The 13,826-nt window shown below is 71.1% G+C and carries 10 protein-coding genes and 1 pseudogene; 8 read left to right on the forward strand and 3 right to left on the reverse strand.

What is annotated here, in order from left to right; all coding sequences use genetic code 11:
* Positions 1–56 precede the first annotated feature (56 nt).
* The 5 genes and pseudogenes from CP973_RS05805 to CP973_RS05830 all read left to right on the forward strand — a co-directional run bounded on the left by CP973_RS05805 (position 57) and on the right by CP973_RS05830 (position 5,370).
* The gene (locus tag CP973_RS05805; protein WP_150238163.1) at positions 57–1,949 is read left to right on the forward strand and encodes an LpqB family beta-propeller domain-containing protein; all 1,893 of its coding nucleotides are present in this window, start codon (positions 57–59) and stop codon (positions 1,947–1,949) included.
* Between the two features lie 248 nt (positions 1,950–2,197).
* Positions 2,198–2,512, forward strand: a pseudogene (locus CP973_RS40705) (hypothetical protein); the annotation flags it as partial.
* A 591-nt stretch (positions 2,513–3,103) separates the two neighbouring features.
* Complete coding sequence (locus CP973_RS05815; RefSeq protein WP_425281989.1) at positions 3,104–3,367, forward strand: ComF family protein; 264 nt, start codon at positions 3,104–3,106, stop codon at positions 3,365–3,367.
* Positions 3,368–3,685: 318 nt separating this feature from the next.
* Positions 3,686–4,378, forward strand: a complete 693-nt coding sequence (gene hpf, locus CP973_RS05825) for a ribosome hibernation-promoting factor, HPF/YfiA family (protein ID WP_150238167.1) — start codon at positions 3,686–3,688, stop codon at positions 4,376–4,378.
* Between the two features lie 236 nt (positions 4,379–4,614).
* Complete coding sequence (locus tag CP973_RS05830; RefSeq protein ID WP_150238169.1) at positions 4,615–5,370, forward strand: response regulator; 756 nt, start codon at positions 4,615–4,617, stop codon at positions 5,368–5,370.
* Positions 5,371–5,834: 464 nt separating this feature from the next.
* Here the strand turns inward: CP973_RS05830 and CP973_RS05835 are convergent, their stop codons facing one another.
* Entirely contained in the window at positions 5,835–7,046 is a 1,212-nt protein-coding gene (locus CP973_RS05835; protein WP_244409293.1) for a winged helix-turn-helix domain-containing protein, read from the reverse strand.
* Positions 7,047–7,458: 412 nt separating this feature from the next.
* Here CP973_RS05835 and secA point away from each other — a divergent pair, with 412 nt between their 5' ends.
* Positions 7,459–10,287: a preprotein translocase subunit SecA gene (gene secA, locus CP973_RS05845; RefSeq protein WP_150238173.1), complete on the forward strand. Its 2,829-nt coding sequence runs from the start codon at positions 7,459–7,461 to the stop codon at positions 10,285–10,287.
* Between the two features lie 189 nt (positions 10,288–10,476).
* On the opposite strand, the gene CP973_RS05850 is transcribed toward secA, so the two are convergent.
* On the reverse strand, positions 10,477–11,001 hold the full coding sequence (locus CP973_RS05850) for an Rv3235 family protein (RefSeq protein ID WP_150238175.1): 525 nt from the start codon (positions 10,999–11,001) through the stop codon (positions 10,477–10,479).
* Between the two features lie 287 nt (positions 11,002–11,288).
* Between CP973_RS05850 and CP973_RS05855 the strand changes: the two genes are divergently transcribed.
* Together CP973_RS05855 and CP973_RS05860 are read left to right on the forward strand one after the other, a co-directional pair.
* Positions 11,289–11,795: a DUF6912 family protein gene (locus CP973_RS05855; protein WP_150238177.1), complete on the forward strand. Its 507-nt coding sequence runs from the start codon at positions 11,289–11,291 to the stop codon at positions 11,793–11,795.
* Positions 11,796–11,951: 156 nt separating this feature from the next.
* Positions 11,952–12,644, forward strand: a complete 693-nt coding sequence (locus tag CP973_RS05860) for an HAD family hydrolase (protein ID WP_150238179.1) — start codon at positions 11,952–11,954, stop codon at positions 12,642–12,644.
* Between the two features lie 197 nt (positions 12,645–12,841).
* On the opposite strand, the gene CP973_RS05865 is transcribed toward CP973_RS05860, so the two are convergent.
* Entirely contained in the window at positions 12,842–13,408 is a 567-nt protein-coding gene (locus CP973_RS05865) for a DJ-1/PfpI family protein (protein WP_150238181.1), read from the reverse strand.
* Positions 13,409–13,826 lie beyond the last annotated feature (418 nt).

The raw sequence follows: 13,826 nt of genomic DNA on the forward strand, positions 1-13,826 counted from the left end.
GCCCGGGAGCGGGCGCTGAGGCGCGTGCCGAGATGCGCGGAGAGGCGCGCGCCGGTGTGAGCGCTGAGGCGCGCGCCGAGGACGAGGCATGGGCGCGGGACGGTGCGCGGGCGCGCCTGAAGCTGCGCGGTAGCGCCGGCGGCAAGGGCGTGCGCGTACGTACGGGCGTGGTGCTCGGTTGTGGCGCGCTCCTGCTGGCCGGGTGCGCGTCGATGCCCGACAGCGGAGACATGCAGGCGGTCGACCAGTCGCCGCGCGCGGAGGCCGACTCGCAGGTACGCGTCTACGGTGTGCCGCCGCAGGACGGTGCCCAGCCGACCGAGATCGTCAGTGGCTTCCTCGACGCGACGACGAGCGACGAGGTGGATTTCAGCACGGCCGTGCAGTACCTGGCCAAGTCGGCGAAGAAGACGTGGCAGCCGTTCTCGGCGACGAAGGTGCTCCAGCAGCGCCCGGCATCCGAGCCCGTGGGCCAGGCCAACCGTGAGGACCCGAACGGCTACACGGTCACGCTGTCCGGCAGCCAGGTCGCCACCGTGGACCGTAACCACGCCTACACGCCGGAAGAAAAGGCGTACAAACAGACCATTCACCTGACCAAGGAAGACGGTCAGTGGCGCATCGACCGGCTGCCGAACGGGCTGGTCCTCGGGCAGTCCGACTTCCAGCGCATCTACCGGTCCGTCAACAAGTACTACTTCGCCGACTACAAGTCGGAGGCGCAGTCGGCCAAGGCGGGCCCCAACGTACTGGTTGCCGACCCCGTCTACCTGCGGCAGCGGATAGACCCGGTCACCGCGAGTGTGGCCGCGCTGCTGGAGGGGCCCACGAACTGGCTGAACCAGGTCACCGCGTCGGCGTTCCCGACGGGCACCGTGCTCAAGAGCAGCGGTCTGGCGCTCGACGACTCCAACGCGCTGCGGGTCAAGCTCAGCAAGCGGGCGGCCGCCGCAGGACCGGCGCAGTGCCGGCGGATGGCGGCACAGCTGTTCTTCACCGTCCAGGACATCACCCGGGCGTCGAAGATCAGCGAGGTGGAACTGCAGGACGAACGGGGCGGCCGGCTGTGCGTCCTGACGCAGGAGCGGGCCAACAGCGAGTTCGCGCCGCGCAAGCACGCCGGGCGGTCCGCCCAGGAGTACTTCATCGCCGCTGACCAGAAGGTGGTCAGGATGCCGGACACGGCCACGGAACCGCAGCCGGTCCCGGGCCCGTTCGGCAGCGGCAAGACGCCGCTGAGCTCGATCGCGATCTCGCGCGACGAGGAAACCGCGGCGGGCGTCTCGGCCGACGGCAGGGCGCTGTATGTGGTGCCGCTGGAGTACGGCACCGAACGCGGCCCGGCGTTGCTGCACAGCACCGCCAACAACGGCTTCTCCGCGCCCAGTTGGGACGGGCTGGGCGACCTGTGGATAGCGGACCGCAGCGACCGGGGATCGCGGCTGCTGCGGCTGCGCCAGGGCAAGGGGACGCCGGACGTGGTGACGGTGCCCGGCCTCGGCGACCGGCGGATCAAGTCGATCAAGGTGGCGTCCGACGGCATCCGGATCGCGGTGCTGGTCGAGGACAAGGGCCGTACGACGTTGCAGCTCGGCCGGGTCGAGCGCGGGGGGACGGCGCAGCACCCGGTGCTGTCGGTGGAGGAGCTGCGGCCGATCGCACCGCAGCTGGAGGACGTGGTGGCGGCGTCTTGGGCGGGCGGCAGCCGGCTCGTGGTGGTCGGCAGGCAGTCCGGCGGGGTGCAGCAGATGCAGTACATGGAGACGGACGGCTCGGCGTCGAGCGCGCAGACGCTGCCCGGCGTCAACGGGGTCAAGGCGGTGACGGCTTCGGAGGACGAGACGAGGCCGCTGATCGCCGACGGTTCCGAGGGCATAGTGCGGCTGCCGCAGGACGCGAACTGGAAGACGGTGGCCAAGGACGGGAAGGCGCCGGTTTATCCGGGGTGAGGGGCTGGTTCGGGGGCGGCGCCGGGAGGGCGCCGAGTTCCGACGGCGTTGACCTGCCCGTACGTCTGCCCGTATGCCTGGCCGTATGCCTGGCTGGACGCCTGCCCGTATGCCTGCCCGTATGCCTGGCTGGACGCCTGCCCGTACGTCTGGCTGGACGCCTGGCCGGACATGCGCCGCCACAACCCCGTCACCCGAGTTATCCACAGGGGGTGGCAGCCCCGCCCACCCCGCGGGACAGTAGATCCATGCGGGGCGTATGGCGGGAAATCACCGGCCTGGTACTACCGGTGGACTGCGCGGGGTGCGGCCGTCCTCGTACGGAACTGTGCGAGGAATGCCGACGAGCGCTGATGCGGGGGGTGAGGGGGAGGGGTGGGGGCGGGGGAGGCCCCCAAGGCCCCCGAAGAGTGCGCCCGAGCCCCGCCCCACCCGGGCTGCCGCCGACTTACGCGGCGGCTCCGTACGCCGATGAGGTACGGGCGGTGCTGCTCGCGCACAAGGAGCGGGGTGCGCTGCGGCTGGCAGGTCCGCTGGGGTCGGCGCTGGCGGGGGCCGTGCGCGGGCTGTGGGCGTGGGGTGGGCCGCTGCGTCCGTACGGTGAGAGCACTCTGTACGGCGGGAGCACCCCGTGCGGTGGGAGCACCCCGTACAGCGAAGGAATGCCGTACGGCGGGGCGGCCCCATACGGCGGGGTGAATCCGTACGCCGAGGGAATGCCGTATGGCGGGGCGACCCCGTACGCCGGGGGAATGCCGTACGGCGGGGTGAATCCGTACGCCGAGGGAATGCCGCATGGCGGGGCGGCCGCATATGGCGGGGCGCCCCCGTACGGCAGGGTGACCCCATACGGCGGGGCGCCCCCGTACGACGGGGCGACCCCGTATAGGGCCGGTTACACGAATCGGCAACCGGACCCACGCCCTCCAGCCGCCCCGTCGGCCCCGGCCCGCGGCGGAGCGCCTGGCCTTACCGGTCCGCGCAGCTCAGGCCGTCCCCAGCCCTCCGACAGCTCACCCGCCCCCATCCTCCTCGTCCCCGTCCCCTCCGCCCCGCGCGCCGTGGCGGGGCGGGGGCACGATCCGGTGCGGCGGATGACGCTGGCGGCGGCTCGGGACCTTCGGCTGGGCGGGATGCCCGTTCGGGTACTCAATGTGCTGAGGCAACGGCGTACGGTGGTCGACCAGGCGGGCCTCAGTGCCCGCCGGCGCCTGGCCAACGTCTCCGGAGCCCTGATCGTCGTCACCGGAGCCGGACGGCTGCTGGCGGCTGCCCCGGTGGTCCTGGTGGACGATCTGATGACCACCGGGGCTTCGCTGGCGGAGGCGGCGCGGGCGGTCCGCGCGGCCGGCGGGAGGGTGGTGGGCGGGGGTGTGGTGGCAGCGCCGCGGAGTGCTTTCGAAATCAACTGGAACTGACCGCCAAAATTCATCGTTGCAGGTAACAAGCGCGAAAAGGCATCCAAACGGAGCTAGTACCAGCCAGGGGGTGCCGCCACCCGCCCGAGAGAGCTATGTTCGGTTGTGAGGACTTGGCAGACGCTTTGCCTCGAATGCCGGACAGGTGCGTTTAACGGGTCTTTGCGGGGACCCTGAAAGCACGGGAGTGGGGACCCTGCCTACGGGGGAGGAGGAGGTGAAAGTCGCCAAGTCCGAGGCTTCGGCACTCACCGGAGCCTGGTGCAAGAAGGAATCGCTCCGCGCGCCGAGCGGGGCGATCCGGGAACGGAGTTCTGCGTGGACATCGTCGTCAAGGGCCGCAAGACCGAGGTGCCCGAGCGGTTCCGCAAGCACGTGGCCGAGAAGCTGAAGCTGGACAAGGTCCAGAAGCTCGACGGCAAGGTGATCAGCCTGGACGTCGAGGTGTCCAAGGAGCCCAACCCCCGGCAGGCCGACCGTTCCGACCGAGTGGAGATCACTCTCCGCTCCCGAGGCCCGGTCGTACGGGCCGAGGCGGCCGCCGCCGATCCCTACGCCGCGCTCGACCTGGCCACGGCCAAGCTGGAAGCGCGGCTGCGCAAGCAGCACGACAAGCGCCACTCGCGGCGCGGCAACGGACGCATCCCGGCGAGTGACGTCGCGGGCAGCGTGCCGGACGCGGCCATGCTGGACGAGAGCGGCCGGCTGGCCGTGGACGGCGAGCCGCGGGAAGAGGTGCCGACGACGCGGATGGGTTCGCTGGAGATCCAGGGCGAAGGGCCCCTGGTCGTCCGCGAGAAGACCCACTCCGCGGCGCCGATGACACTCAACCAGGCGCTGTATGAAATGGAGTTGGTCGGACACGACTTCTACCTCTTCGTCGACGCCGAGACCAAGCAGCCGAGTGTCGTCTACCGGCGGCACGCCTACGACTACGGCGTCATCCACCTGAACCCCGACTCGTTCGGGGGAGAGGAGCCCGGTGGCGCCGGAGGGGCGCTCGGCGGCTGACGTCCGCTGATGTGGTGCCCCCGGCGTACGCCCGGGGGCACCATTGCGCCTGCGGGAGGCAGGAGTTGAGGCCGTATAGTGTTTGTGCCAGCCAGGGAGCTTGTGAGCACGAAATGGCGACATGCCGGGGAGACGGTTGTATGGCGTTGTTCGGGCTGGCCGCAGAGGGCTGTTGTCAACCAGCCTTAGACCCAAACTCTGGCCTTCACCGGCCGGGTAGTTGACGGGGAGGGACGATGGGGGACAGCTTCGGGCCCGTGCACGGCGGAGCGGACGGCGACGGATTCGGCGTCCGCGACGATTCCGGCATGGACGCGAGCATGTCGCGCAAGGAGCCGATCAGGGTCCTGGTCGTCGACGACCACGCGCTCTTCCGCAGGGGCCTGGAGATCGTGCTCGCCCATGAAGAGGACATCCAGGTCGTCGGTGAGGCCGGGGACGGCGCCGAGGCGGTGGACAAGGCGGCCGACCTGCTGCCCGACATCGTGCTGATGGACGTACGGATGCCCCGGCGCGGCGGCATCGAGGCGTGCACCTCCATCAAGGAGGTGGCCCCCAGCGCGAAGATCATCATGTTGACGATCAGCGACGAGGAGGCCGACCTCTACGACGCGATCAAGGCCGGGGCCACCGGCTACCTCCTCAAGGAGATCTCCACGGACGAGGTGGCCACGGCGATCCGCGCGGTCGCGGACGGCCAGTCCCAGATCAGCCCGTCCATGGCGTCCAAGCTGCTGACCGAGTTCAAGTCGATGATCCAGCGCACGGACGAGCGCCGCCTCGTGCCGGCGCCCCGGCTCACCGACCGCGAGCTGGAGGTCCTCAAGCTGGTGGCCACGGGCATGAACAACCGGGACATCGCCAAGGAACTGTTCATCTCCGAGAACACCGTCAAGAACCACGTCCGCAACATCCTGGAGAAGCTCCAGCTGCACTCCCGGATGGAAGCGGTGGTGTACGCGATGCGGGAGAAGATCCTGGAGATCCGCTGAGGGAGGACCGGGCGGCCGGACCGCTCAGCGGCACTCTCGATCGCGGACCGTTCAGCGGCGCCCCAGACGCGGACCGCTCAGTACGTTTCCCGGCGGCCGGCCGCTGAGCGGGTCTCTCGACAGTGGCATACCGACATACCGGCACACCGAGCCCATCTCTCGACACCGGCATATCGGCACACCGAGCAGTTGCCCCATGTGCGGTTCACTCCGCCGTAGCTCTCCTCCGCTGCTCCTCCTCCGGCAACCGGCCGACTCAGGGATCCGTTCCCTCAGAGATCCGCCCCCTCTGAAACCCGTTCTCTCAGGGTTCCGTCCCCTCAAGGACCTCGCCTACCAAAGGCCCTCTCGGCGTCCGAGCACTTCAGCGACCGCTCCCCGCCAACCGCCCCTCCGCTTCCGTACCTGATCCGCCCCCACATCCACTCATTCAGGTGACACGACGCCGGTCCCTCCCACCGCTCTCACGCCTCCGAAAGCTCCCCCACCAACCCCGCCCTCAGCTTGGTGTCGTCGCAGCGCTCGATCCGTACGGTGTCGCAGCCGACCCACCGGGCGGCTTCCGTCAGGGCCTGTGCCATCGGGCGTACGGCCTTGGCGTCGCGCATCGACACCTGGCGGGCGATGAGCGTGCTGCCCTCGCGGGCCGGGTCCACCCGCCCGGCGAGCCGGCCGCCGGTCAGCAGCGGCATCGCGAAATAGCCGTGTATCCGCTTGGCGCGCGGGACGTATGCCTCCAGGCGGTGGGTGAAGTCGAAGATCCGGGCCGTACGCGGGCGGTCCCAGATGAGCGAGTCGAAGGGCGAGAGCAGGGTCGTACGGTGCCGGCCGCGCGGTGCGTCCGCCAGGGCGGCGGGGTCCGCCCAGGCGGGCCTGCCCCAGCCCTCGACCTCGACCGGGACCAGGCCGGAGTCCCCGATGACGGCGTCCACCTGGTCGTTCTTGAGGCGGTGGTAGTCGGCGAGGTCCGCGCGGGTGGCCACGCCCAGCGCGGCGCCGGCCTGGGCGACCAGGCGGCGTATGCACTCCGCGTCGTCCAGATCGTCGTGCAGCAGGTCGTCCGGGATGGCGCGCTCGGCGAGGTCGTACACCCGCTTCCAGCCGCGGCGCTCCGTGCACACCACCTCGCCGGTGTCCAGCAGCCATTCCACCGCGATCTTCGTCTCGGACCAGTCCCACCATTCGCCGCCCTTGCGGCCCCCGCCCAGGTCGGAGGTGGTCAGCGGGCCGTCGGCCTTGAGCCGGTCCAGTACGGCGGCGCAGGAGCCCTCGCGGTCCTCCATCAGGTGCCAGCGGTACCCCTTGGCGCGCATCGCCCGGCGACGGAAGGCGAAGTGCGGCCACTCCTCGACCGGCAGGATGCAGGCGGCGTGCGACCAGTACTCGAAGCTGTGCCCGCCCGACCAGTAGGCGGACTCGACGGCGGGGCGGCCGACGGCACCGAGGCGGGCGTACGGGATCAGCTCGTGGGAGCGGGCGAGCACCGAGATCGTGTCGAGCTGCACCGCGCCCAGCCGCCGCAGCACACCCCGCACGCCCGCGCGGCGGTCCGGCGCGCCGAGGAAGCCCTGCGCGCGCAGGGCCAGACGCCGGGCGTCGTCGGCGGACAGGGACGTCACGGGCTTCGGCGTCGCGCACTTCGGTGTCACGGACCTGGCAGGCGTGGCAGCTGTCATGAGGCTCAGAGTAAGAGCCGCCACTGACAACGGCCGGTGCCGACGGGGCTGGGACGGAGCTCGGGCGGGTGCCGTCGGGGCGCCGCCCACCCACCGCCCCGGCCCCCACCGCCCCACCACACCCAGCCCATCACATCCCACACCCAGCCCCACCACACGCCCCACCCAGCCCCTCCGACCGCCCACCCGGCACCTTCCACCGCCCTCGTGCGTTCACCTTCGCGGAAGCTGTGCACCGGGGAGCGGTGCGCTTCGCGGCGGTGGACCTCCCGGCCGGATGGGGTCCTCCTTTACGATGGCCGTTGCGGCGGGGCCTGCCCCTTGGAAAAATGCCGCGCCCGCGCACCCTCCCCCTGCCTGCGGCGGGGGGTACCCCCAGCGCCAGGCCCGACCGGCAAGGAGACCAGCCCAAGTGTCCGTCTTCAACAAGCTCATGCGTGCAGGCGAAGGAAAGATCCTGCGCAAACTGCACCGCATCGCGGGCCAGGTCAACTCCATCGAGGAGGACTTCGCGGCCCTCTCCGACGCAGAGCTGCGGGCGCTCACCGATGAGTACAAGGAGCGGTTCGCCGACGGCGAGTCGCTGGACGACCTGCTGCCCGAGGCGTTCGCGACCGTCCGTGAGGCGGCCAAGCGGGTGCTCGGCCAGCGCCACTACGACGTCCAGCTGATGGGCGGCGCGGCCCTTCACCTGGGGTACGTCGCCGAGATGAAGACCGGTGAGGGCAAGACCCTGGTCGGTACCCTCCCGGCGTATCTGAACGCGCTGTCCGGCAAGGGCGTGCACCTGATCACGGTCAACGACTACCTGGCCGAGCGCGACTCCGAGATGATGGGCCGGGTCCACAAGTTCCTCGGCCTCACGGTCGGTTGCATCCTGGCCAACATGTCGCCCGCGGAGCGCCGCGAGCAGTACAGCCGCGACATCACGTACGGCACGAACAACGAGTTCGGCTTCGACTACCTGCGCGACAACATGGCCTGGTCGAAGGACGAGCTGGTGCAGCGCGGCCACAACTTCGCGATCGTCGACGAGGTCGACTCGATCCTGGTCGACGAGGCCCGTACGCCGCTGATCATCTCCGGTCCCGCGGACTCCGCCACCAAGTGGTACGGCGACTTCGCCAAGTTGGTGCAGCGTCTGAAGAAGGGCGAGCCCGCCAACCCGCAGCGCGGCATCGAGGAGACCGGCGACTACGACGTCGACGAGAAGAAGCGCACGGTCGGCATCCACGAGTCCGGTGTGTCCAAGGTCGAGGACTGGCTGGGCATCGACAATCTGTACGAATCGGTCAATACGCCGCTCGTCGGGTACCTGAACAACGCGATCAAGGCCAAGGAGCTGTTCAAGCTCGACAAGGACTACGTCGTCATCGACGGCGAGGTCATGATCGTCGACGAGCACACCGGCCGTATCCTCGCCGGCCGCCGCTACAACGAGGGCATGCACCAGGCGATCGAGGCGAAGGAAGGGGTGGAGATCAAGGACGAGAACCAGACCCTCGCCACGATCACCCTCCAGAACTTCTTCCGCCTCTACGACAAGCTCTCCGGCATGACCGGTACGGCCATGACCGAGGCCGCCGAGTTCCACCAGATCTACAAGCTGGGCGTCGTCCCGATCCCGACGAACCGGCCGATGATCCGCAAGGACCAGCCGGACCTGATCTACCGCACCGAGGTCGCCAAGTTCGCCGCGGTCGTCGAGGACATCGTCGAGAAGCACGAGAAGGGCCAGCCGATCCTGGTCGGCACCACCTCCGTGGAGAAGTCCGAGTACCTCTCCCAGCAGCTCGACAAGCGCGGTGTGCCGCACCGGGTGCTCAACGCCAAGCAGCACGAGCGCGAGGCGTCGATCGTCGCGCAGGCCGGCCGCAAGGGCGCCGTCACGGTCGCCACGAACATGGCCGGCCGCGGTACGGACATCAAGCTCGGCGGCAACCCGGACGACCTCGCCGAGGCCGAGCTGCGTGCCCAAGGCCTGGACCCGGTCGAGCACGTCGAGGAGTGGGCGGCCGCGCTGCCCGCCGCCCTGGAGAAGGCCGAGGCCGCGGTCCAGACGGAGTTCGAGGAGGTCAAGGAACTCGGCGGGCTGTATGTGCTCGGCACCGAGCGCCACGAGTCGCGCCGTATCGACAACCAGCTGCGCGGCCGCTCCGGCCGCCAGGGCGACCCCGGCGAGTCCCGCTTCTACCTCTCTCTCGGCGACGACCTGATGCGTCTGTTCAAGGCTCAGATGGTCGAGCGGGTCATGGCCATGGCCAATGTCCCCGACGACGTGCCGATCGAGAACAAGATGGTGACGCGTGCCATCGCGTCCGCCCAGTCCCAGGTCGAGCAGCAGAACTTCGAGACCCGTAAGAACGTCCTGAAGTACGACGAGGTCCTGAACCGGCAGCGCGAGGTCATCTACGGCGAGCGCCGCCGCGTCCTGGAGGGCGAGGACCTCCAGGAGCAGATCAAGCACTTCATGGACGACACGATCGACGCCTACATCCAGGCGGAGACGGTCGAGGGCTTCGCGGAGGAGTGGGACCTGGACCGCCTGTGGGGCGCGTTCAAGCAGCTCTACCCGGTCAAGGTGACGATCGAGGAGCTGGAGGAGGAGGTCGGCGACCGCGCCGGGATCACCGCCGACTTCATCGCCGAGGCCGTCAAGGAGGACATCCACCGCCAGTACGCGGCCCGTGAGGAGCAGCTCGGCTCCGACATCATGCGCGAACTGGAGCGCCGTGTGGTGCTGTCCGTCCTGGACCGCAAGTGGCGTGAGCACCTCTACGAGATGGACTACCTCCAGGAGGGCATCGGCCTGCGGGCGATGGCCCAGAAGGACCCGCTGGTCGAGTACCAGCGCGAGGGCTTCGACATGTTCACCGCCATGATGGAGGGCATCAAGGAGGAGTCCGTCGGCTACCTGTTCAACCTGGAGGTCCAGGTCGAGCAGCAGGTCGAGGAGGTCCCGGTGGCGGACGCCGAGGAGCGGACCTCGCTGGACAAGGACGTGCAGGACGCGGTGCCCGCCGGCGCCGGCCGCCCGGAGATCCACGCCAAGGGCCTGGAGGCCCCGCAGCGCCCGGACCGGCTGCACTTCTCCGCGCCGACCGTGGACGGCGAGGGCGGTGTCGTCGAGGGCGACTTCACCAGCGAGGACGCGGCCCCGGCCCGCTCGGAGTCGGACGGCCTGACGCGCGCCGAGCGCCGCAAGGCCCAGAAGGGCGGCGGGCGGCGCCGCAAGAAGTGACGCCACCCGGCGCTCCACGGAGCGCGTGAGGCCGGGGCGCCGTGGCATCGAGCCACGGCGCCCCGGCCTTTTCGGTGGCCCGCGCCTGTGAGGCGGGCGGCCTTCGCCTGTGAGGCGGGCGGTCTACGCCTGTGAGGCGGGCGGTCTTCGCCTACGAGGCAGGTGCCTTACGGCTACGGGGTGACCGGCTCACCAGACCGGGCTCGACGGGCCGATGTCCAGGGCGGCGCAGCGCCACCGGGCGTCACCGCCCCGCTCCAGCCGGAAGGCGAGGGCGCGCAGCCGCTCGCCGGAGGCGATGCGGGCGAAGGCCTCGATGACGTCCGGGCGCGGCCGGCACAGGCCGCAGTGCCGGACCGCCGGGGCCGGTGCGCGGCGTCCCGCTCCGGAGTCCGAGGGCCGCAGCGGCGCCTGCGGGGCCAGCTCGACGAGGCGGTCGTACGCGGCGGGCAGCGCATGGCCCAACAGGGCGTGCACCGGACGCCGGCCACTGAGGGTGAGCAGGAGCTGCTCGGCGAACCACTCGTGCGGCGCGGGCGGGGAAGCCCGGCGCCTGCCCGCGGCGGCCGGCGCGGTACGCGGCCCGGCCGGGCGCCTGGAATCGCGGCGTCCCGGCGGACCGCTACGGGGACGGCCCGGCCCCGCCGTCGACGCGCCCCTGGAGGAGCGGACGCGGGCGGGCGTGCGGGCGTCGGACTGGGTGGTGACGGTCATGGTGGGCCCCCGTTCGGCCGGCCCGGTGGATACCGGGCAGTAGCTTCGGTGGGGGTTCTTCTACCGACGGCGCGACGGCAGCGGCAACCGCCCGCGGCCGGGCCGTGGACAGGCCCGCGAATTCACCCGTCAGGGGGATGGCAGTGCTGCTAGGGGCGCGGGCCGGCCCGCGCACGGTGCCGGGCGGCGCCGGGGCGGACGGCGCCGGAGCACGACGGGGGACGCGCGCCCGTATGCTGGCCGGGCAGTTTTTTCCAGGACCGGCGAAGTGAGCGGAAGCGGCAGCCATGCGCGTGTATGTCCCCCTGACCCTGCCCGGACTCGCGGCGGCGCACGAAGCCGGGGAGTTGGGCCCCGGCCCGCTGGACGCCTACGCCGTCACCCCCGCGCTCCGTGAGTGGTACGTCTCCGACGACATCGAGGAACTGGAGTACGCGGCGCTCAACCGGGCCGCGCAGGGCTCGCTGCGCCGGCTGGCGGCCGACCCGGAGGCCCCGCGGCGCCGGGTCGTGGTGGCCGTGGACGTACCGGACGGAGCGGCCGTCGCCGACCCCGACCGCGGTCTGGACCAGGCGGCGCTGGGCGAGGTCCGGATCGCGGGACCGGTGCCGATGGCGAAGGCCGCCGCGGTGCACGTGGACTCCGACGACGCGGCCGAGGACGTCGCGGCGGCCGCCGACGCGCTGGGCGCGGCCGACCTCGGCGACGACGACGCGCGGTTCACGGTCGACGGCGCGGAGGACCACGAGCTGATGTGGTTCGGCGTGCAGGAGATCCCCAACTTGATCGCCTGACCGCCTGATCGCCTGACCGTCCGGTCGCCTGATCGCCTGACCGCCTGGCCGTCCGACCGTCCGACCGTCTGATCGCCTGAGGGCTCGCGGGCCCTCAGGCCTGTGGCACCACCGCTCATGACTGGGCTGTCGGTGGTCCCGGGTACGGTCTTGGACATGGGGACGAACGTGACGCACATCGTCTGGGACTGGAACGGCACGCTCTTTCACGACACCGACGCGGTGATGGGCGCGACCAACGCCGCCTTCGCCGAGCTCGGACTGCCCCCGATCACCCTCGAACGCTACCGGGAGCTGTACTGCGTCCCGATCCCGCGGTTCTACGAGCGGCTCCTGGGCCGGCTGCCGACGCAGGACGAGTGGCTGGTCATGGACGAGGCGTTCCACCGGCACTACGCCACCCACCGGCCCGCCTGCGGGCTCACGGAGGGCGCGGAGCGGCTGCTGGAGAGCTGGCAGCGGGCGGGCCGCAGCCAGTCGATCCTGAGCATGTACGGACACGACGAGCTGATGCCGCTGGTGCGGGGCTTCGGCATCGAGTCGCGCTTCGTGCGCGTGGACGGCCGTACGGGCCCCTCCGGCGGCAGCAAGAGCGAGCACATGGTGCGCCACCTCGCGGCCCTGACCGCCGGGCCCGCCGCGCCGGACGGGACGGGCCGAATAGACCCGGCGCGCACGGTGGTGATCGGCGACGCGGTCGACGACGCCGTGGCGGCCCGCCACGCCGGGGCGCACGCGGTGCTCTACACGGGCGGCTCGCACAGCCGCGCGAGCCTGGCGGCCGCGGGGGTTCCGGTGGTGGACACCCTCGCGGAGGCGGTGGAGGCGGCCACGGAGATCGCCGCGTAGCCGTACGCCGTACGCCGTACGCCGCACGCCGACCGGGCCCGTGGCGCGAACCGATCCGCAGGCGCCGCCCCACAGCCCTCTGCCTGCGAACTCCGACCCGCCGCCCCCGGCCTGCGAGCTCCGACCCGGGCCCCCGACCCGCAAGCTCCGCCCGCAGGCCCGGACCCGCAACCCCCGCCCCGTAACCCGCCCGTCCCCTACGTAACCGGCGCCTTCGACCGCAGCACCGCGATGAACTCGCGCATCCAGCCGGAGTGGTCCGGCCAGGCGCGGGAGGAGACCAGCGTGCCGTCGACGACGACCTCGGCGTCGCGGAAGGTGGCGCCGGCGCCCTGCATGTCCATTTCGAGGGCGGGGTAGGCGGTGACGCGGCGCCCGTTGAGGCCGCCGATGGCGGCGGTCAGCAGCGGGCCGTGGCAGATCTGGGCGACCGGCTTGTCCGCGTCGAAGAAGGACTTCACCAGTTTGCGCAGCTCGGGGTCGTTGCGCAGATATTCGGGCGCCCGCCCGCCGGGGACCACCAGGGCGGCGTACTGCCCCGGGTCCACCTCGGAGAAGGCAAGGTCGGCGGGCCAGGTGTAGCCGGGCTTCTCGGTGTAGGTGTCGAACCCGGGTTCGAAGTCGTGTACGACCATGCGCAGCGTCTTGCGGGCGGGCGCGGCGATGTGCACGTCGTAGCCCTCCTCGCGCAGCCGCTGGTAGGGGTAGAGGACCTCCAGGGACTCCGCCGCGTCGCCGGTCACGATCAGGATCTTGGCGGCCATGCCGTCCACCTCCGCTGGGGTTGCGTGGCCCGCGCGGACGTGCTCTTCATCACATTCGCGCGCGGATCGTCCGCTCCTCGGTGTCCCGCTCAACGTCCTCCGGATCGCCGTGCTTGCCAAGCCCCCGCGGGATACCGTGGGATTCCAGGGGTGGCGCCGCTGCGTCGCGTCGCTGTCCGGATCGTCAAATTTCGGCTAGTGGTTTTGTACACAGCTGGACCATGACGGCACCCGTACCGAGAGCGATAGCCTTGCATCGTGATCAGCGCGATAACTCGCGGGGGCATCGAGGCCCTCGCCCTGCGCCCGGAACAGCAAGGCGGCCGGGCGACCGCTGATCGTTGCGACCACGGCCTCCCGCCGGCTCCCCGCGGAGCCGCGCCCCACGGCCCGGTCATCGCTCATCGCGGCACAGTGT

This window comes from Streptomyces albofaciens JCM 4342 (assembly GCF_008634025.1).
Classification (GTDB): Bacteria; Actinomycetota; Actinomycetes; order Streptomycetales; family Streptomycetaceae; genus Streptomyces; species Streptomyces albofaciens.

Excerpts from the sequence above, each read along its gene's own strand:
- CP973_RS05830 (WP_150238169.1), top strand. The coding sequence starts at position 4,615 with ATGGGGGACAGCTTCGGGCCCGTGCACGGCGGAGCGGACGGCGACGGA.
- CP973_RS05835 (WP_244409293.1), bottom strand. The coding sequence starts at position 7,046 with ATGACAGCTGCCACGCCTGCCAGGTCCGTGACACCGAAGTGCGCGACG.
- CP973_RS05850 (WP_150238175.1), bottom strand. The coding sequence starts at position 11,001 with ATGACCGTCACCACCCAGTCCGACGCCCGCACGCCCGCCCGCGTCCGC.
- CP973_RS05855 (WP_150238177.1), top strand. The coding sequence starts at position 11,289 with ATGCGCGTGTATGTCCCCCTGACCCTGCCCGGACTCGCGGCGGCGCAC.
- CP973_RS05860 (WP_150238179.1), top strand. The coding sequence starts at position 11,952 with ATGGGGACGAACGTGACGCACATCGTCTGGGACTGGAACGGCACGCTC.
- CP973_RS05865 (WP_150238181.1), bottom strand. The coding sequence starts at position 13,408 with ATGGCCGCCAAGATCCTGATCGTGACCGGCGACGCGGCGGAGTCCCTG.